The organism is Nitrospira sp. BLG_1 (assembly GCF_047338595.1).
In the GTDB taxonomy this organism is placed as follows: Bacteria; Nitrospirota; Nitrospiria; order Nitrospirales; family Nitrospiraceae; genus Nitrospira_D.
The window spans coordinates 387404-404319 of sequence record NZ_JBLFBO010000001.1 but is presented as its reverse complement, the minus strand read 5'-3'; the positions used below and the strand labels follow the sequence as shown (position 1 = coordinate 404319).

General features: G+C 52.5%; 20 protein-coding genes and 3 tRNA genes. 11 read left to right on the top strand and 12 right to left on the bottom strand.

The genetic code is table 11. The annotated features are described in order from the left end of the window. Positions 1–119 precede the first annotated feature (119 nt). A complete protein-coding gene (gene thrH / locus ACMTNU_RS01975; RefSeq protein WP_413933510.1) occupies positions 120–740 on the bottom strand; it encodes a bifunctional phosphoserine phosphatase/homoserine phosphotransferase ThrH in 621 nt (206 codons plus the stop codon). 41 nt (positions 741–781) lie between these two features. Further along, positions 782–1465 carry a YkgJ family cysteine cluster protein gene (locus ACMTNU_RS01970; RefSeq protein WP_413933509.1) on the bottom strand — a complete coding sequence of 228 codons (684 nt, stop codon included), beginning with the start codon at positions 1463–1465 and terminating at the stop codon, positions 782–784. Positions 1466–2049: 584 nt separating this feature from the next. On the opposite strand from ACMTNU_RS01970, the gene ACMTNU_RS01965 reads away from it, so the two are divergent. Beyond that, positions 2050–2436: a hypothetical protein gene (locus tag ACMTNU_RS01965; RefSeq protein ID WP_413933508.1), complete on the top strand. Its 387-nt coding sequence runs from the start codon at positions 2050–2052 to the stop codon at positions 2434–2436. Between the two features lie 119 nt (positions 2437–2555). Continuing rightward, positions 2556–3002 carry an EVE domain-containing protein gene (locus ACMTNU_RS01960; protein ID WP_413933507.1) on the top strand — a complete coding sequence of 149 codons (447 nt, stop codon included), beginning with the start codon at positions 2556–2558 and terminating at the stop codon, positions 3000–3002. 12 nt (positions 3003–3014) lie between these two features. On the opposite strand, the gene ACMTNU_RS01955 is transcribed toward ACMTNU_RS01960, so the two are convergent. Then, complete coding sequence (locus ACMTNU_RS01955) at positions 3015–3293, bottom strand: ImmA/IrrE family metallo-endopeptidase (RefSeq protein ID WP_413933506.1); 279 nt, start codon at positions 3291–3293, stop codon at positions 3015–3017. 188 nt (positions 3294–3481) lie between these two features. Between ACMTNU_RS01955 and ACMTNU_RS01950 the strand changes: the two genes are divergently transcribed. The 3 genes from ACMTNU_RS01950 (at position 3482) to ACMTNU_RS01940 (ending at position 5503) form a co-directional block, all read left to right on the top strand. Beyond that, positions 3482–4246, top strand: a complete 765-nt coding sequence (locus ACMTNU_RS01950) for a stage 0 sporulation family protein (protein ID WP_413933505.1) — start codon at positions 3482–3484, stop codon at positions 4244–4246. A 160-nt stretch (positions 4247–4406) separates the two neighbouring features. Beyond that, a complete protein-coding gene (locus ACMTNU_RS01945) occupies positions 4407–4925 on the top strand; it encodes a DUF1264 domain-containing protein (RefSeq protein WP_413933504.1) in 519 nt (172 codons plus the stop codon). 101 nt (positions 4926–5026) lie between these two features. Then, entirely contained in the window at positions 5027–5503 is a 477-nt protein-coding gene (locus ACMTNU_RS01940) for a c-type cytochrome (RefSeq protein ID WP_413933503.1), read from the top strand. A gap of 92 nt (positions 5504–5595) precedes the next feature. On the opposite strand, the gene ACMTNU_RS01935 is transcribed toward ACMTNU_RS01940, so the two are convergent. Then, positions 5596–6936, bottom strand: a complete 1341-nt coding sequence (locus ACMTNU_RS01935) for a YihY/virulence factor BrkB family protein (RefSeq protein ID WP_413933502.1) — start codon at positions 6934–6936, stop codon at positions 5596–5598. Positions 6937–7364: 428 nt separating this feature from the next. After that, positions 7365–7835, bottom strand: coding sequence for a hypothetical protein (locus tag ACMTNU_RS01930; protein ID WP_413933501.1), 471 nt, complete (start codon positions 7833–7835; stop codon positions 7365–7367). Between the two features lie 586 nt (positions 7836–8421). On the opposite strand from ACMTNU_RS01930, the gene ACMTNU_RS01925 reads away from it, so the two are divergent. Continuing rightward, positions 8422–9795: a cytochrome P450 gene (locus tag ACMTNU_RS01925; protein ID WP_413933500.1), complete on the top strand. Its 1374-nt coding sequence runs from the start codon at positions 8422–8424 to the stop codon at positions 9793–9795. A 219-nt stretch (positions 9796–10014) separates the two neighbouring features. Beyond that, entirely contained in the window at positions 10015–11130 is a 1116-nt protein-coding gene (locus tag ACMTNU_RS01920; RefSeq protein WP_413933499.1) for a hypothetical protein, read from the top strand. Between the two features lie 141 nt (positions 11131–11271). Here the strand turns inward: ACMTNU_RS01920 and ACMTNU_RS01915 are convergent. The 4 genes from ACMTNU_RS01915 to ACMTNU_RS01900 form a co-directional block, all read right to left on the bottom strand. After that, positions 11272–11347, bottom strand: a tRNA-Lys gene (locus tag ACMTNU_RS01915). 42 nt (positions 11348–11389) lie between these two features. Beyond that, a tRNA-Arg gene (locus ACMTNU_RS01910) sits at positions 11390–11466 on the bottom strand. A 47-nt stretch (positions 11467–11513) separates the two neighbouring features. After that, positions 11514–12149, bottom strand: coding sequence for a YkgJ family cysteine cluster protein (locus tag ACMTNU_RS01905; RefSeq protein ID WP_413933498.1), 636 nt, complete (start codon positions 12147–12149; stop codon positions 11514–11516). Position 12150: 1 nt separating this feature from the next. Further along, positions 12151–12711, bottom strand: coding sequence for a hypothetical protein (locus ACMTNU_RS01900; protein ID WP_413933497.1), 561 nt, complete (start codon positions 12709–12711; stop codon positions 12151–12153). A gap of 291 nt (positions 12712–13002) precedes the next feature. Here ACMTNU_RS01900 and ACMTNU_RS01895 point away from each other — a divergent pair, with 291 nt between their 5' ends. After that, positions 13003–13290 carry an HU family DNA-binding protein gene (locus tag ACMTNU_RS01895; protein WP_090744510.1) on the top strand — a complete coding sequence of 96 codons (288 nt, stop codon included), beginning with the start codon at positions 13003–13005 and terminating at the stop codon, positions 13288–13290. Between the two features lie 137 nt (positions 13291–13427). On the opposite strand, the gene ACMTNU_RS01890 is transcribed toward ACMTNU_RS01895, so the two are convergent. Further along, the gene (locus ACMTNU_RS01890; RefSeq protein WP_086425782.1) at positions 13428–13703 is read right to left on the bottom strand and encodes a MoaD/ThiS family protein; all 276 of its coding nucleotides are present in this window, start codon (positions 13701–13703) and stop codon (positions 13428–13430) included. A 91-nt stretch (positions 13704–13794) separates the two neighbouring features. On the opposite strand from ACMTNU_RS01890, the gene ACMTNU_RS01885 reads away from it, so the two are divergent. The 3 genes from ACMTNU_RS01885 to ACMTNU_RS01875 all read left to right on the top strand — a co-directional run bounded on the left by ACMTNU_RS01885 (position 13795) and on the right by ACMTNU_RS01875 (position 15022). Next, positions 13795–14223, top strand: a complete 429-nt coding sequence (locus ACMTNU_RS01885; RefSeq protein WP_413933496.1) for a hypothetical protein — start codon at positions 13795–13797, stop codon at positions 14221–14223. Positions 14224–14231: 8 nt separating this feature from the next. Further along, positions 14232–14792 (top strand): dTDP-4-dehydrorhamnose 3,5-epimerase, encoded by a 561-nt coding sequence (gene rfbC / locus ACMTNU_RS01880; RefSeq protein WP_413933495.1) that lies wholly within the window; start codon positions 14232–14234, stop codon positions 14790–14792. A 152-nt stretch (positions 14793–14944) separates the two neighbouring features. Then, a tRNA-Glu gene (locus ACMTNU_RS01875) sits at positions 14945–15022 on the top strand. Here the strand turns inward: ACMTNU_RS01875 and ACMTNU_RS01870 are convergent. Together ACMTNU_RS01870 and ACMTNU_RS01865 are read right to left on the bottom strand one after the other, a co-directional pair. Further along, positions 14982–15734, bottom strand: a complete 753-nt coding sequence (locus ACMTNU_RS01870; RefSeq protein WP_413933552.1) for a zinc ribbon domain-containing protein — start codon at positions 15732–15734, stop codon at positions 14982–14984. The genes ACMTNU_RS01875 and ACMTNU_RS01870 overlap by 41 nt on opposite strands. Before the next feature lie 17 nt (positions 15735–15751). After that, entirely contained in the window at positions 15752–16513 is a 762-nt protein-coding gene (locus ACMTNU_RS01865; protein WP_413933494.1) for a recombinase family protein, read from the bottom strand. Positions 16514–16916: the final 403 nt, after the last annotated feature.

The following is a 16916-nucleotide window of genomic DNA, read 5'->3' as shown; positions in this document are numbered from 1 at the left end:
GGACGCTCCAACACATTAGGAAGCGAGACCGACGGGCACGCCAATCGGTGGCAGGATACGAGAAATCCTTGTCGTCGAGCCCACAGCTCGCACCACGTCCTTCACTGAGCTGGCACGCCTCACGCTGAGAAACAGCCGACCCTGACAAACCAGTCCTGAAGTTCACCGTAACTCTGGGTCACTGGGAAGGCCGGAAATTCTTTTGGCAAATTGTCCGGCGGCCTGTAGAAAAACCCTTTGTCAGCTTCACCTAACATCCCAAGATCGTTGTATGAATCCCCCGCAGCCACGGTAAAGAAATTCAAAGCCTTCAGGGAGGCGACTGCGTGCTTCTTGGGATTCTGCATCCGCATGTGGTAGTTCACGATTCGGCCACTAGGGCCGATTTCCAGTTGATTGCAGAAGAGAGTTGGAAACCCAAGCTGTCGCATCAGGGGTTGGGCAAACTGATAGAAGGTGTCGGACAAAATAATCACCTGGCCCCGTTCACGCAGCCAGACCAGAAAATCCATTGCCCCGTCTAACGGACCCATCTTGGCGATTTCCTCTTGGATGTCGTGGATTGTCAATTCATGCCGATCGAGAATCCCCAATCGTTGCTTCATGAGTTGGTCATAGTCTGGCATCTCCCGGGTGGTCACCTTCAACTCCTCAATCCCCGTCTTCACCGCAACATTGATCCAAATCTCAGGAACGAGCACACCTTCCAAGTCTAAACACACGACAACGGGCTTCTGCATACCTTCTCTCCTCTCACAGAGGGCTCCAACGTCTGACAGGATCAGCCGCCACCTGCTCCGCGATCACCTGAAAATGACTGGCTCAAGAATCGCCAGACCTTATCCAATGTTTGATCAAAAAGCTGAGTACCCTTCCACATTCGATCGGTCGATCCTGCATGTCCTTCTACCCAATCCAGAACCAGCGGAAGTGGAATCAACCGGGTTGAGGTGTTGGTCAAGTCCTGCCACAATAATCCCAGAACCGTACTGATCCGCAACGGTGCGAAAATGGTGTCCACTGGGTTCGCGAGTAGATCCTCACAACGGTCGGCAGGAGACGTCACCAACAATTCACGGCAGGCAGCGGGGCGCTCATCATAGATGGTGCAGACTTCTTCCTCTAAAAACGGACAGGCCAGCCTCAGCGCATAATACCTATGGTTCACTTCATCTATGATTTCGTCGCTGCAGTGATCAGACGCCTCGCACAGCTCCGAGAGTTGTTGCCAGATCCCCGTGGAGAGTAAGCGCACTTTTGTCTCAGCAAAGCGGGCCATGATCCGAGACTGTTGTTCGACAGGGCGAGAACGAACCCACTCTCGTACCGAAAACGCTTCCGGCGCAGACAGGGGTACCAACATTCGACAGCAAGCTGCACAGCCCTTTTGGCACGACGGTACCTTCCCCTCCTCACCCACCCGCGCAACTTCCAGGGCTTGCGCCTCCTCTCCTAGACGTCTCATGAGAGGCACAATAGACGTAACAGGAACGAACCCGGTCGGCACGTCAACGGCCGTGGTAATTTGGCCTGCAGATGTGTTCAGAGCAATCTCGAATCGCTCACTGAGTTGAGAATTCATCGATGCAACCGATGTGAAAGAAGATCCGCTCCTCCGCTTACTTGGGCATCAACAGTAATATGCGTCTGTGGGACGAATCAAGAGCTCGAGTTCAGCAGTCCATCAGGTCATTGTGCGCATAAGACTCCTTATCTAAAACCAGTGGATCTTCCCCATCATGCACAGCAGATCCTACCGGTTCATACACCGTACCCCAAATGGACTTCCATATAAGGCCATCTTTGGGTCTTGCGTGCCGGACGAAAAGGAGTACAGTTTACAATGCGCGGGTACACTGACCCTGCCGTCCATGAGATAGCCAATGAGAGATCGTCGCTCATATCGAGGCAGCGAGGTGTACCCCCGCCCAATCACTACTCCCTGCTTCCGGCCTCAAATGAAGTTATCCTACTCAGCCCATACTTCGCTCACCCCACGATTCTAGTCCATCAGCTTGCTCCTTCTTCATAGAAGCTCGATAATGACGCATGGAGTCGCCGAAAACTTTTTCCGGTCATGTCATCGGGCTGCTCAAAGAATACATGCAGGATCTCGTCGATCAGGCGACTCAAGAAGCACGCTCACAAGAACAGTTTGGCTTTACGACTGCACCGTACCGGCCTGACCAGGCCATTTCTGACCTCTTGGCCTTGCTGGACGACCGCATTGAATCGGAAGGCGTTCAAGTCGGATTGCCTGATGGCTTTCTCCACGACATGTGGAATCTCTGTAACGAGGGCCTCTCGCCAATCTCGGACCGAGTCTGGCTGGAGGCCAATCTTGACGGCCAGAGTCCGAGAAAGGCAATCGTGAGGGAACTGACCTATCGTGCGCTGATCGATTTTATCAATACTAATTCAGGAGAAGAACATTGAGCCTTCAGGGCACGGAGTCGGTCCGTAGTTCAGGTCTAGGGCACTACCGGAGTGAACACACCCATGTAGAGGCTCATGTGAAGGGAGCGATAGGAATGGTTCCTAGAAGGTATTGGCTGATGAAATCCGAGCCCACGACGTTCTCGATTGACGACCTCGCACAAGCCCCCGGCCAGAGGACCTGTTGGGATGGGGTGCGTAATTATCAAGCTCGCAATTTTATGCGCATGATGGCGGTCGATGATCACGTTCTGTTTTACCATAGTAACGCTGATCCCCCGGCAGTCGTCGGTATTGCAGCAGTCGTCAGGACCGCCTATCCGGATTCAACACAATTCGATAAGAAGGACAAGCACTACGACCCGGCAAGCAAACCCACCGAACCAAGATGGGACATGGTCGACATCAGATATGTCAGAACCTTTCCTAAACCGTTAACATTGGACGAGTTGCGGAAAGACCCTCAACTCAAGGACATGGTTCTCTTGCGGAAAGGTTCTCGGCTCTCCGTTCAGCCTGTCACGTCGGGCGAATGGAAACACATTCTGCATCTGGCCGGAAGATGACGGGTGAGGATCTTAGATACTCGCTTTCCCATCGTCCATATACCGATGTTGCCAGTCCAACCACGCATGACCGAGCTCGTGGGCAAGAATATAGCGGCGGCGGGTCACGGGAAGCCGTTTTCGTACATAAATGGTCTTCGTGTCATCGTCCCAAATCCCGTCGGCGTTGGGGTCACGCTTGTCCATCTCCGCATCCGATAACTGCCGAACCGAGATGCGATAGCCAAACGGCAAGACCACCTGATTGGGAATTCGGAGCATCTTCTTTCGCTCTTTCAACATGGTCCCCATGGTCCACTCCCTCTTCCTCACACTGGTAGATTAGCCTACCACAAGCAGATCGCTCGAGTGTTGGTGTTTTTCTTCTATAATATTCATATGTTACGATATCCATAGAGGAAACGCCGCTGTTGGAACTTTTATCCCCTCCACAGCGTCGACCCTTTCCCCCACGCACGGCAATTGTGTATGATCAACGCATGGAATCCCCTGTGGACTATGATGTGTTGACTCCCTGGCCGACATGGGTCTCCCTTGTTGGCGTCAAGATTCGGAACCGTGGCGAAGTCAAAAAGTTGGGATCCAATGGGCTGCCCTTCTCGCACGGTGATCCCGTCTTACTCGAGGCCGACGGTGAGGTGACCTACGGTATCGTCTACACGACGCCCTACTCAGCCCCGTTTACTCCACCCATGCGAGCCATGAAATCCATCTTGCGCAAGCCGGACTCCGAGGAAGCCGAGTTGATTGCTCGACTGGAGCGCCTCTCTGAGGAGGCTGCCGGCTATTGCAAAGCGAAAGCTGCCGATCTGAACGTCCGCCTTAAACTAGTCGAGGTCTATGGAGCCATAGACCGCCGACAGCTCACCTTTGTCTATACGGCGGATGAACGCATCGATTTTCGAGAGCTCGTGCGTGACCTCGCACGGCGGTTTGGCGGTCGAATTGAAATGCGCCAGGTCGGGGTCCGTGAAGAAGCTCGGCGGCTGGGTGGAATCGATACCTGTGGTCTGGTTTTATGTTGTGCATCATTTCTCACCGACGTGAAACCAGTCACTGCCAAGCAGGCCAAGAAAATGGACCTGCCGATCGATGATCCACGCCTGCTCGGCGTCTGCGGGAGACTGAAGTGTTGTTTGATGTTTGAGATGATGGATGCCCAGGGAAAGATTCCGTCTCAAGCCCAACAACTCATTACTCCAACCAAATCGAACTCGCCTTCTTCTCCGGTCCTGCCATCGTAATTCGCACCAAACCTTCCCTCACGTTTGGCAGCTCTTTTTTCCTAAAGTTCTTCGAATCCTTTTCAGTCATGTGCTATCTAATGCCCTATCGAATACTGAGGTTGTTCTTTCCCTAGATGGGCTAGGAGAAGGCTCCTCAAACCGACGAGGGGGTATTCCAATGAGACAAGGGCTCTTAGCCGCATTTGCACTGGTTGCCATCGGATGTAGTAGCCTTGCCACACAAAAAGCCGTGAGCGGGGAACCAGCCGGTCCCGCAGTCGGATACGACATTCATGTCCAGGCGCCTCATATGATGGCAGATGGAACTCCAGGTGGCCCGTTCCATCATTACTGCAAGGGTATTTCCGATAAGATCCTCCAATGTCTGCTCTTCGAATCCACCGATCCAAAGGCTCCGCTGGTCGCGGTCGAGTACTTCATCGCTAAGGACCTCACACGAAAGCTCCCGGCCATTCAATGGCACCGGCATTTCCACGACCATAAGGTGGAGGTCGCGACCGGGCGAGTTCAAGTACTGGATATGCCTGCTGACCAGGCCGCCAAGGTCGTAGAAATAGCTGCAGGGACAGACGGTATCGTGTACCAACTGTGGCAGCATGGGCAGGAATTCCCTGATGGAACTGTGAGTTTCCCGCAGTCCTTGGGACACAAATTCCCTGGATATTCAGATAAATAGACTCATCATCTCCAGCGGGTCGGCTTGATCCTCCGCGGATTGGGCCGACCCCTATCGTTGAGCCGATGATCCTGCCAGATGAGAAAACGAGAGAAATGGACATGAATGCATATCTACTGCTTGCGCTACTGTCGGTCCTGGGCTTGCCAGCCATGTCCGCCTTTGGGGCTGATGAAGCAATCCTGAAACCCCGAGTGCCAGTGGACCAGCTCCAACAGGTAAGGACATGGAAGAATCCGCTACCGGCTACGGAGGAGACGATTGACAAAGGGAAAAGGCTGTTTGAGGGTAAGGCGTTCTGTGCCACCTGCCATGGAAGAGACGGCAAGGGACTAGGAGCGGACATAGAGCCGGGAACGCTCAAGGGTCCTTTGCCTCGCAATTTCACCGACAAGGAATGGCAGACGGCTAGAACCGATGGTGAGCTTCTCTGGATCTTGAAAAACGGCAGCAAGGGCACGGCAATGGCGCCATTTATCCCACTGATCCTGACCGAAGAGGAAGCCTGGCAGGTTCTGCTCTACGTGCGCTCATTCGGTCAACACAAGGCTACAGCGGTATCTGAGCACCAGCCCTAGACCGCAGGATCCCCTTTCAGACTTGATTTGACAACCGGGAACAGAACGGTTTCTTAAGTCCACCGCAGGGAAGAAGACTCTTCCGCAGCTCGTTACGACTCAGTCGACTGAAACGGCGAGCGATCATGTAGGAGTGATTCTATCGTTTCCCCGGCCAGCGCGCGCTCCACTGCCTGATCACGACGGCGCAAGAGCGCCGACACCGGATCACTGGCCTCCAGGTGAGGGACGATCCATGGCGGAGTGCCATTGCGAACCGAGTTGAGCACCTCTTTCACGAAAATCAGATCCGGTGCTTTAAGAAGGCTGAACCCTTCCGGCTCCTGAAGACGACCCACGAATCCATTGGCCACAAGACGTTCGACCTCCTCCTCAACCAGCGATAAAGGCATGTTCAATTCGCTCGAAAGCTCGGGTAGTTTCAACGGACGATCGCCTTTCAGGTAGTGATGTCCCAGGACTCGTAAAACTTTGAGAGCCAGTTGTTCACGAAAGACGTAGGTCCCCTGTTCCCACAGCAGACGAGACAAATAAGCCGTCGGAAATTGATGAAAAAAGGAGAACTGCGCCCCGATCAACACAATCATCCATCCGGTATACAGCCACAGTAGAAACAGAATGAGCACGGCAAAACTTGAATAGATCGCGCTGTAGTTGGCTGAGGCTGCAACAAATTTGGCAAAGATCTCCTCTGCCATGATCCAGAGGGTGGCTGCCGAGACACCACCGACAGCAGCCGAGCGGATATGGACGTGGGTATTGGGAATCACCTTATAAAAGAACGTGAACACCACGCAGAGCATCAATAAAGGAATCACTTCGCCGGCCCACACCAGCAGCGTCCCGAACGGTTCCATGCCCACAAGTCGCTGGACCAGACTGTGACTCTGAAGCGACGCCACCATCCCGAACGCGCTCATGACGAGCACCGGCCCCACCAGGACCGCACTTAAATAGTCGGCAAACTTTCGTTCCCAGGTACGCCCCTGCTTCACCTGCCAGATCGCATTCAACGCCTGTTCAATTTTGTCGATAAGTGAGTAGGTCGTGTAGAAGAGACCGCCGATGCCGACGACGCCGAGCACACCGATCTTGATATTATCCACGAATCCCACGAGCGTGGCCGTGATCTCGTGACTCTTTGGGCCCAGCGGTTCCAACACCTGAGCCAGGAGAGGTTCGATGACGTGGTGGACATCAAAGGCCTTGAGCACCGAGAACATGACGGCGAGAAATGGGACCAACGACAACAACGTCGCATAGACCAGCCCGGCCGCCCGAGCATCGAGCAAGCGATGACGGAATTCCATCCCGACCGCGGTAGCCAGCCTGAGCACTTGAGTGCTCAGGCGCCGAACCCCAGACATGGTTGTCAGATCCTTCGCCCAAAGATCCTGCTTTTCAAATGGGGGGGTGCGTGTAGAATCGGCCATAGATACTGCTTCCCCTGAGCAGGGCACTCCTATCATGCGGGTATAACGGGTGAAGACGAATAGACACCGAGAGCTCAGGATACCATCCTAAGATGCGTTTCCCAAGGGGCCTGTACACGGCAAGTTCAAATCACGGTCCTGACTGTAACTGAAGAGCTACCGGACGGAGTGACACACAAATTCATGACGGCCAAGGTAGCAGGCTGCGAGGAGGATGCGGAGTAAGATCTCCTTCAGCACGCTACACGTGCTCTGGCCAAGAAAACCATCATGAGAGAAGTAGGTCCGCCCTTACCAGCCGCATCAGAAGTAGCTGAGGCTCTCAAGCCTATCTGGGTAAGTAGAGGACCCGCAAAACTGGAGTGACCTCAGGTCTCAGGAAGCTCCTCGCTCCTCCATCCATATCCCCCTCTGCCGTTATTGACGGTTTACCGACTCAAATCCTTGATCATCGGATCTGCACTCGGCGTCGACGGGAGCCCACCATAGATGGACCCACCGTAAGGTCCAGTCGAGGATCCAGACGATTCCTTCTTAAAGTAGTTGTCTGAGGGGTTGGAAGGGCCGGAGCCATATCGACTGTCGTTACCGGGTGCACTGAACTTATAGTCCCCCGTCGAACGGGGTTGAGTACCTGATACGCCCCCTTGAGACGATGGTGCCGTGCCAGATTTCATGTCGGCTCCTGACATCCCTGAATAACCACCGGAATAGCTGTCAGCTCCCACCTTGTGAATCAACGACTGCTGCTCAACACTTGCAACAGCAGCACTCTTCATGATCCCACTGAGATGCGCAATGTCATTCCCCTGCCACGCCTGGGCAAGGTTTGGAGATTGGCTGACTATTCCGGTTACGGCGAAGATCGCCAAGGCCGTCAATATGTGCGTATGCCTCATGACATCCTCCTATCCGTGTATCATCAATTCAATTTAGCGATGCTTATTTCGACATCGTAACGTACGATATAGGACGACTACAAGCGAATCCATTGTTGACGTACGGTTGGGGCTTCTCGGAGCAAACCCTACCCGGCAGTATGTACGTAGCATAACTCGTCTCACCGAAGGCAAAACTCAGCACTGGCGAGTTCTGTAGCAGAGGACTTTCCTGTCTTTAAAAATGAACTGCGGATGAGCCTGGAAAGCATTGGTGCGTGCACCAAACTGACTCTTTCTCGACGAACAGCCCCCAAATAGGGACATGGAGTGGTGTGAGGATGTTAAAAACCTGCCAGCAAGAGAGGCGAGCAGTGCGCGACATTGCCCCTCAATCATCGAATTCCAATTGGGGCATCGCATCACGATGAGCTATTCAATGCAGACACTCGTGATGACCACAATAGGTTTTAACTCCATCTCACTGCATTTGCGGTAGATCACACAAATTCATAAGCAGTTGTTCTTGGGCCAGCCAGATCAAAGGTCCGAGTTAATCCATACCTGTTTGATGCCTCTCGCCCACTGTGATACGGTCCCTGCTCTCATGTCGGACTCTGTTTCCTCCTTCACCTTAGTCGATGTTCCCGGAGCAGTACCGTTGCTGGGTCACCTTGGTGCGTTTAGGCAGCGTCCTCTGGAGTCCCTCTCGGCCTGGTGGCGGCAGCACGGGGATGCGATCCGCTTCCGGCTTGGTCCGAAGACATTCTATCTGTTCAGTCATCCTGACCTCGCCGAAGAAATCCTGGTCAAACAGTCGGATCGTTTTGTGAAGGTCTACAATCCTCGAAAACCACATGGCCTTGCCCTAGTCCTGGGCAATGGCTTGGTAACCAGTTCTGGTGAAGTGTGGAAACGGCATCGCCGCATCATCCAGCCGATCTTTCACCGCTCTCGGATGGCCGCGATGGCCGATCGCATGGCCCAGGTCGGCGAGCAACGATTGGTTTCGTGGAAAGACCAGGAAGGAGACACCATCGACATTGCTGCGGAAATGATGCAGCTGGCCCTCGAAGTCATTTCACAAACGATGTTCACCGCCAGCATGACCCAACACACCGATCGAATCAGTCATGCCCTCCAAGTCAGTATCAAGTATGCCTTCGACTCGTTCAGTAATCCCCTGTCCCTCCCCCTGTGGGTGCCGACTGCCCGCAACCGTGAATTTCATTCCGTGATGCGGTTCATGGACAGGCTGATGTATGGCCTACTCGCGGAACGGCGCCGGAGCGGCGCACACCATGATGACCTCCTGGATCTGCTGCTTCAGGCACGAGACGACGAAACCGGTGAGGGCCTGACCGATCAAGAGCTGCGGGATGAAGCGTTGACCATTTTTGCTGCGGGCCACGAGACGACCGCCAATGCTCTCTCCTGGACATGGTATCTCTTGGCGACTCACGCCGAGACGAAAGCACGTTTTCATGAGGAAGTGGACCGAGTGCTCCAGGGACGCCCCCCCAACGCCGAGGATCTTGAGCGGCTTCCCTATACGCGCGCCATCTTCGAGGAATCACTCCGTCTCTATCCACCGGCACCGGCGGTTCACCGCAAAGCCGCGGTGAATACGACGGTCGGTGGGCTGTCCCTGCCGGAAGGCGCCTTCGTCTTGGTCGGCTCATACAATCTCCATAGGCATCCAGATTTTTGGACGGACCCTGAGCAATTTCGGCCGGAGCGATGGCTGGATGACAAGCGCCCAGGTTCTCGCTACGCCTACATGCCGTTTGGTGCAGGACCACGCACCTGCGTAGGACTTCATTTCGCGTCTGTTGAAGGACCACTCCTGCTAGCCTTGATTGGCCGACACTATGATCTGCAATTGGCACAAGACAAGGTAGAACCTTACCTTATGGTGACCTTGCGGCCGAAAGGAGGCATCAAGATGACTCTTCAGCCTCGGCATGTGCTGGTCACCTAGGCCGTCGCACATAGAGCACCCGTGTCGGCTCCACACACAGAGCGAGCTCATACTCCCGAGTATGCGGGAAAGCAAACGCGCACTAGAAGGTTTTATCCGCCCGCGGGCAATGTATACCGATATGATGAAGCAAGGGCGATACATGCAAAGCAATAGCAGCAGACAGCAGAAGGACTCCTTGATGGGATTATTCCCCGTTACAAGAAAGAGGGACTCCGCGTGAATGGAACTATTCCACAGTGGAAATCATCGCTCAAATCAATTATGACCATAAAAAAGAACGTAGGTACGGTATCAATTATCTTGTTAATCACCATGATGATGGCAGGACTAGCAGAGTTGTGTGCGTACGTTTTTACAGCCAAGGCACAACTGGAGGCATCTTCGACCCCAAAGGATCTTCCATCCCTTGATCCAGAACAGTTGGAGTTTTTTACTGAATATCAAGGGACAGCCAATATCCCCTATAAATCGCATGTCGGCTGGCAATCAAAGGAGTTTCATGGGAGGTATATCAATATAACCGGGAAAGGGTTGAGAGTTACAGGGAGCCCAGTTAAATCTAATACCGCACACACAATCCATTTCTTTGGTGGCTCCACCATGTGGGGATATGGAGTACGAGATGATGGGGCCATTCCATCGTTATTTACAAAAAGGACGGGCTTGAATTCTATCAATTATGCGGAGCTCGCATGGACAAATAGACAATCTTTAAATAGGCTGATTTCTAATTTAAGTGAAATACAAAAGGGAGATTCAGTTGTATTTTATGATGGATACAACGATGCGGTGTATGGATGCTATCCAGGTATGGTAGGGGCACATGCTCGAGAACAGCAGATCAATGATGCCTTGTCAGTTACTTCATATACTCCGTACGGGCGACATTCTCTCTTGTTTGGACTTACGGCATTTGTCAGGGAAACATCAATCTACGCGCTCTATGAACAAATTAAATCACGTCGAGTACATCAGTCGGACTCACACTCGGATTGCACTAACCACGTGACGGCTGAAGCAGTTAGTGATTTTATAATTAATAATTGGAGAGCAGCTGAACAGTTAGTAAAGAGCAGAGGCGCCAATTTTTATTGTATTTTACAACCCTCATCGTTCTTTACCGAGAGATTAAATCCTAAGACTACATTGCATGATATTGAAAGTATAACGGAAGTATATCCCTACATTATACGAGCAGGATCTAATCTCAGTTGCTTTGTTGATCTTTCACGTTTAAAGATTCCCAAAGAACATTACTTCGACATTCAGGCCCACTTAACTCGGGAAGGAAATGAGATTATCGCCGGCACTCTTGCCAAAACAATTGAATAGATAGAGAAGGCCTCACTGTAAACGCCGTGAACATTGGGACCGTCTATCAGGAGAACATCTCTGGCAAATGCCAAAAATGCAACGCATTCCCCTCCACTACCAAGGAGACAGTAGACGGATGCAGAGCTAGTTGATGTGAAATGGTGGGCCGTGTAGGGGTCGAACCTACGGCCCGCTGATTAAGAGTCAGCTGCTCTACCAACTGAGCTAACGGCCCCACCGGGTATTGAATTGTCGATGCCGATTACAAGAAGCGGTTTGGTGCGCCTGACAGGATTTGAACCTGTGGCCCTCAGCTCCGGAGGCTGATGCTCTATCCAGCTGAGCTACAGGCGCTCCCATAACCAAGGGTGGTTACCTTAGCATAGCGAGAAATATGCTGTCTAGGCCGAGATTGCCTGCGACGATGCTTCTAGTATGAAGGCAAAGGGGAGGAGCATTTCTTCTCCTTCCTCTCCTTGCTGGTGGCGCAAGGCCTCAAGTTCGTCCGCTTCCAGCACAGCCAGACGATCCTCCTCCTCACGAAGGGCTTTCGAGAGTCGAATCAATGGAATCGACGTTTGCACTGCACAGGCGCCATTGACATGGTCATCATCCTCCGAAGGAATTCCCATAGATCGACACACGAGCGGCCGAAACTGATAGATCGCACACCCTCCATCACTTTCTAACGCAGGACAGGGCCAGGTAGAACACTGGTCGATCACCTGTTCGCATTCCTGCTCCGACCAGTGATCGACAAACCGATTCGTGAGCAGCTGGGGTACCGCGGCCGTCAGGTCGGTGATCTGAGCTGCCGCAGTCTCCACGATTCGGTTCCGATGAGAGTCGGATAGCGTACTCAACCCCAACTGGATGACTTGCTGATCAAGAACCGTGACGGGGAAAATCCCCACACAACAATGGGAACAGCCCTGACGACATGGCAATTCGCCGAGCAGAGCCGCGTGTGCCCGTTCAAACCATCGTGCCGTTTGTTCGAATAACGGGAGAGATTGCCAGCTCGGCGCCTGCGTCACATCAACTCTCGGACGAACTCGACAGATCGACGATTAATTCCCCCTTGGGAGAATAGAACCCCTGTCGGTCAATCTGTACGATCCCATTGCACTGTTCTTGGTAGAACTCAAGAATCCAGCCATTGAAATCATAGCCTTCATCCGTCACATCGTCTTCGACCATGCGCGTCGTCAAAATAAATCGGCATCGGTTCACATACTCCAACGCCAATTGCGCCTCTACGTCGGCATAGGCCGTGAGGACATCCAGAAATTGCTGCTTCTCCTGGTCATAGACATCTCGGTAACTTCCACGATCGCGTACACAAAAGACCTGGATCGGTTTCCGATCCCGCTGATAGCCCAACGCCACTTGAACCCAGGCCCACTCCTGAAGCAGGCCCTCCTCCAGGTTGCTCGGAAGGACCGGAACCTGCCCACGAGACCTGAGAAACTCCAGCAACAGGCCGAGGGGAGGTGAGTTTTCTTTTTGACAGAAGACTCGGGAATAAAGAAAGTTATCAGGCTGCTCCGAAGATGAGCTTGATGTACCTACGGATATTATAGGAAGGTCTTTACCCATCTCACCTGATCCACGGTCAAGAGCCGTTTACGCTGACCCTGAAGTCCATCTAGCCCTACTGTACCCTTCCATTTGCAGGATCCGCAAGGGCCGCGTACGCATTTCTTCGCGCCAGTCGCGCTTTTTCTCGTTGACACTCTTTCGACTCTTGGCTACACTCTCGCCGACTTTCATAAGGCGAGCACGAGCGGACATTCGGGCGCTCCCAACTCTCTGGCGGAATGTTTCTGTGCGAGTCGCGTCACACGAACCATAATTTCTTTCATTCCTTACCCTCAAGGAGGTTTACGAATGGCAAAATCAATGACCAAGTCCCAGATTGCTGATTACATCGCCGGGAAAGCTGGCATCACAAAGAAAGGGGCAGTCCAGATTCTTGATGATCTGGCGGCCTTAGCGTATCGTGAGGCGAAAAATGTCTTCACCGTACCCGGTATCGGTAAACTCAAGCTGGCCAACCGCAAGGCACGGATCGGGCGGAACCCTCAAACCGGCGCAGAGATCAAGATCCCCGCAAAGCGCGTGGTGAAATTCAGGGTGGCGAAGGCAGCTAAGGACGCGATTCTCGGCAAGAAATAATACAGGCTCCTGTCCTGGCGTTGCTGCAGTGCTTGATCAGCAGCCAGTTTGATCATCCGCTGCATACAGCCTTGTTTTATGAGGGGGATCGAAACAGGTTCGGTTTCGATCCCCCTCGTCACTTACGCTTTCTCCTTCTACAAATGCGTAGGGCCAAGCCCGCTCCCACCCATCCCGTCATGGCCGATGAGACGAATCGCATCCCCATCGTGCACAAGCGAATCTTCGCTCGCAATTCTCTTGTTGATCGTGACCAGCACCTTTTTTTCGCGTAATAGCTGCAGTAAATGACGCAATTGAACACCCTGCCGCTGAATCAGTTGTCGAACGGACAGCGCCTGATCGATTTCGCAGGCGAGATCACACTCCCCATCCATGGTTTGGAGTTGTCCGGTCAGAGCAATCGTCACCATTTTTCCTCTCTTCCCTCCTATACCGGGTCAACAAAGCACACTTACGGAACCGACAGTTGACTCCCTGAAGATTCGTACGGATAATGAGCGGATGCCGTCTCTCGATGTCGAGCATCCAGGAATGCCTGAGCTCCAGTTTGTCTTATTCGTGTCGGCACTGTGCACTGCGGATCTGACGACCATCAACCTATCCAAAGAACTTCGCCAAACAATTTTCGATCGCTGCTGGAGACTCCTTCATACGGAGCCACCCCCGACTAATCTTCAAGATCGCGTTCTTGATCTTCGCGCGGGGACTGAACTCACACTTGAGGCCTGCGCGTCTACGATCCGGTCTCTGCTCCAGGAAGCCAATATCTCCACCCTCGTCTGGGATCATCCGGTCAGTGCCCCTAGGATGAATACCACACCTGAGGCACTACCGTTAATAGACCGCTTGGGGCAATTGTATCCCGATACGTCAGGAAGCCTTGATCCTTCAACCGGCCTGCTGCCCGGACAAAACCCTGATCCGGAGTAGGCAGTGTCATGCATGTAACTTCTATCAACATTCCTGGCGTCCTCGTACTGGAACCCTCCCTCTTGGGAGATCATCGTGGTTCGTTTGCAGAAACCTATCACGAACAGCGATACCGTGACGCGGGTATTACGGAACACTTCGTTCAGGATAACTATTCTCGGTCTATTCGCAACACCGTACGAGGTCTGCATTTCCAACAACCCAATGCCCAAGGGAAACTCGTGATGGCCCTGGAAGGTACGGTATACGATGTGGTCCTCGATATCCGGAAAGGATCACCCACATTCGGCAAATGGTATGGAATCGTCTTATCCGGATCAACCCTGCAGCAAATGTACATTCCCCCTGGATGCGCGCATGGCTTTTGCGTTACCAGCGATACCGCCTGCTTTCTCTATAAATGTACCGCCTATTATTCCCCCAAGGATGATCGCGGGATCCTTTGGAACGATCCGGCTTTAGGAATTACCTGGCCGGTGACTCAACCGATCCTCTCACGAAAGGACCAAGCCCACCGTCCCCTTGCTGCCATGGAGGGAGAGCTACCGTTCTACACCCCCCGCACTTGAATAGAACTCCGCATACACTCTACGCAACCTCAAAAAACAGACGGACTAGATCAATTCTCGCGAATCAGACCTCCATAACAGCCAGGCTAGGTCTCCTAGTGACAGCGCCGCTCGGAATGTGGTATCCATTCTCTCCTGACCTTTGTGGTCACGTCCCCATCGTCTAGCCTGGCCTAGGACATTGCCCTTTCAAGGCAGTAACACGGGTTCAAATCCCGTTGGGGACACCACACTATCATTTGAGGGGGAAAAGCTCTCTAAGAGGTTGAAAGCTAAGCACGTTTTGGTGGTTCCAAAACTCCCTTCCATAAACGTTAATCCATTCGGAAATAGCACTCTCTGAAGTCGTTGCCTCTGATCCAATGATGCCTCGGACCAAAGCCTGGCCGCATTGATAAGGATGTACTGCGAGAAGTTCAGGACTGATTCCGCATCAAGCTCCTCGTGCTTCACCTCATTTAGATGGATCTCGGCTAGGGCCATTTTTTCCTTTATCTTATCGAGTTCCCCCTGAAATGTAGGTTGGTCTATTGCCCCCTTATACACAAACGCTTCAATCAACTGCTCCTTCCGTTCGTTTAGCACCTTTAGTTGATTCTCTACGGTCACTCGTTCCAGCAGAGTATCGGCCTGCTTTTTATTCCATGCGTCGAGTACTACCGCATTGAAGAGACGCAAGTATTCCGGCTTGGGCTGGAGTCTCTTCAGAAGCAGCTGGAATTCCCGCTCTACATCGTCTTTGCGGCCATTTACACCCTTGCATCGAGTGTTGGGGCAGCGATAATAGGGGTAACGCTTACCTCGTCCCTTAGACCATGACCCCGTAAGGGGCTTCCCACACTTACCGCAGGCTACGAACCGACGTAACGGAAAGTCGGGGTGATTACGGACGTGAGGTGTCACGGTTGGTCGCTTGCCATCTAGAACCAATCCCACCTGCATGAACATCTCCTCACTTATTAGCACGTTAGCACGGGGAAATTACCTCGCGTGGCTTCGCCCCACTGAGGTAACTCAATCCAGCCTGCGTACAGACGATTGCGCAGTATCTTGCTAAAGGTCTGAGCGCTAACCCTTTTTCCTCCCCGAGTGAGAAGTCCGAGATCACTAACCTTCCTGAGCACCTCGTTTCTTGAATATGCCCCGGTAGCATACAGTTCGAATGCCTTTTTGATTAACGGTCCGCGTACTGGATCAACGGTCAAAGTCGGTTTTCCCATCGGATCTGAAGCATTCAGGTAACCAATCGGTGCCTGGAAGGTCCATCGGCCACATTCTTTCGCGGCCTTCATTCCGGCCTTCGTCCGCTCCGCCTTCACATCGTTCTCATATTGGGCAATAGCGGAAATCATGGTTTCCATCATTTTTCCGGACGGAGTATCGTCGGTAGGTTCTATTACTGAACGCAGTGTGATTCTATAGCTAGTCAAAAGCGCCCTAATTGTCAGATGATCACCGGTATTTCGAGAAAAACGGCTGAGGTTGTACACCACAACCGCTTCTAATTTGCCTCTATTCACTCGACAATACTCCATAAGATTTCGAAATTCCGGCCTCGCAGTGGTCTTCGCAGACTCTCCTTCGTCTACAAAAATGCGGTCAACCTCATATCCATGATTGAGACAGTATTCGGTGCAGGCCTTTTTCTGCGTTTGCAGACTAAGATTCTTAGTCTGTTCCTTCGTAGAAACTCGTGTATAAATAACGACTCTGATGCCCATCCTAACAGCCTTCGATTAGATTGAAGTCGAACGGAGACCCTCGGGAAAGATTCCCCATTGCGGCAGACCCCGTAGGCCCACCTGCGCGATAGCATAGAGTTCATCTCTCAGCATTTCTACTTCGGTACTAGTTAGTGAACAGCCGGTAGAAAGAAACTTGAGGCATTCTTGAATTGTCAGCATACTAGGACCTCCTTTACCGTCTACCTCGGGTACTTTTCCACTCCATCAATTCCTCTATTTTCACGAGGGTCAGTGACTTGAACTTATATGTAGTCAACTTTCCTTCGGCCAAGTAGTTACGAACCACTGCGGGTCGTATCTCAAGAAAATCCCCTGCTTCCTCTGCCGTAAAAAAATCGTCTGTTGAGGCAACATTGATTCGCTTAATCTTTGCTGTCAT

What these genes read in the sequence shown, in the direction of transcription:
- thrH (WP_413933510.1), bottom strand. Translation starts at nt 740, where the DNA reads ATGCAGAAGCCCGTTGTCGTGTGTTTAGACTTGGAAGGTGTGCTCGTT.
- ACMTNU_RS01970 (WP_413933509.1), bottom strand. Translation starts at nt 1,465, where the DNA reads ATGAGACGTCTAGGAGAGGAGGCGCAAGCCCTGGAAGTTGCGCGGGTG.
- ACMTNU_RS01965 (WP_413933508.1), top strand. Translation starts at nt 2,050, where the DNA reads ATGGAGTCGCCGAAAACTTTTTCCGGTCATGTCATCGGGCTGCTCAAA.
- ACMTNU_RS01960 (WP_413933507.1), top strand. Translation starts at nt 2,556, where the DNA reads ATGAAATCCGAGCCCACGACGTTCTCGATTGACGACCTCGCACAAGCC.
- ACMTNU_RS01955 (WP_413933506.1), bottom strand. Translation starts at nt 3,293, where the DNA reads ATGGGGACCATGTTGAAAGAGCGAAAGAAGATGCTCCGAATTCCCAAT.
- ACMTNU_RS01950 (WP_413933505.1), top strand. Translation starts at nt 3,482, where the DNA reads ATGGAATCCCCTGTGGACTATGATGTGTTGACTCCCTGGCCGACATGG.
- ACMTNU_RS01945 (WP_413933504.1), top strand. Translation starts at nt 4,407, where the DNA reads ATGAGACAAGGGCTCTTAGCCGCATTTGCACTGGTTGCCATCGGATGT.
- ACMTNU_RS01940 (WP_413933503.1), top strand. Translation starts at nt 5,027, where the DNA reads ATGAATGCATATCTACTGCTTGCGCTACTGTCGGTCCTGGGCTTGCCA.
- ACMTNU_RS01935 (WP_413933502.1), bottom strand. Translation starts at nt 6,936, where the DNA reads ATGGCCGATTCTACACGCACCCCCCCATTTGAAAAGCAGGATCTTTGG.
- ACMTNU_RS01930 (WP_413933501.1), bottom strand. Translation starts at nt 7,835, where the DNA reads ATGAGGCATACGCACATATTGACGGCCTTGGCGATCTTCGCCGTAACC.
- ACMTNU_RS01925 (WP_413933500.1), top strand. Translation starts at nt 8,422, where the DNA reads ATGTCGGACTCTGTTTCCTCCTTCACCTTAGTCGATGTTCCCGGAGCA.
- ACMTNU_RS01900 (WP_413933497.1), bottom strand. Translation starts at nt 12,711, where the DNA reads ATGGGTAAAGACCTTCCTATAATATCCGTAGGTACATCAAGCTCATCT.
- ACMTNU_RS01895 (WP_090744510.1), top strand. Translation starts at nt 13,003, where the DNA reads ATGGCAAAATCAATGACCAAGTCCCAGATTGCTGATTACATCGCCGGG.
- ACMTNU_RS01890 (WP_086425782.1), bottom strand. Translation starts at nt 13,703, where the DNA reads ATGGTGACGATTGCTCTGACCGGACAACTCCAAACCATGGATGGGGAG.
- ACMTNU_RS01885 (WP_413933496.1), top strand. Translation starts at nt 13,795, where the DNA reads ATGCCGTCTCTCGATGTCGAGCATCCAGGAATGCCTGAGCTCCAGTTT.
- rfbC (WP_413933495.1), top strand. Translation starts at nt 14,232, where the DNA reads ATGCATGTAACTTCTATCAACATTCCTGGCGTCCTCGTACTGGAACCC.
- ACMTNU_RS01870 (WP_413933552.1), bottom strand. Translation starts at nt 15,734, where the DNA reads ATGCAGGTGGGATTGGTTCTAGATGGCAAGCGACCAACCGTGACACCT.
- ACMTNU_RS01865 (WP_413933494.1), bottom strand. Translation starts at nt 16,513, where the DNA reads ATGGGCATCAGAGTCGTTATTTATACACGAGTTTCTACGAAGGAACAG.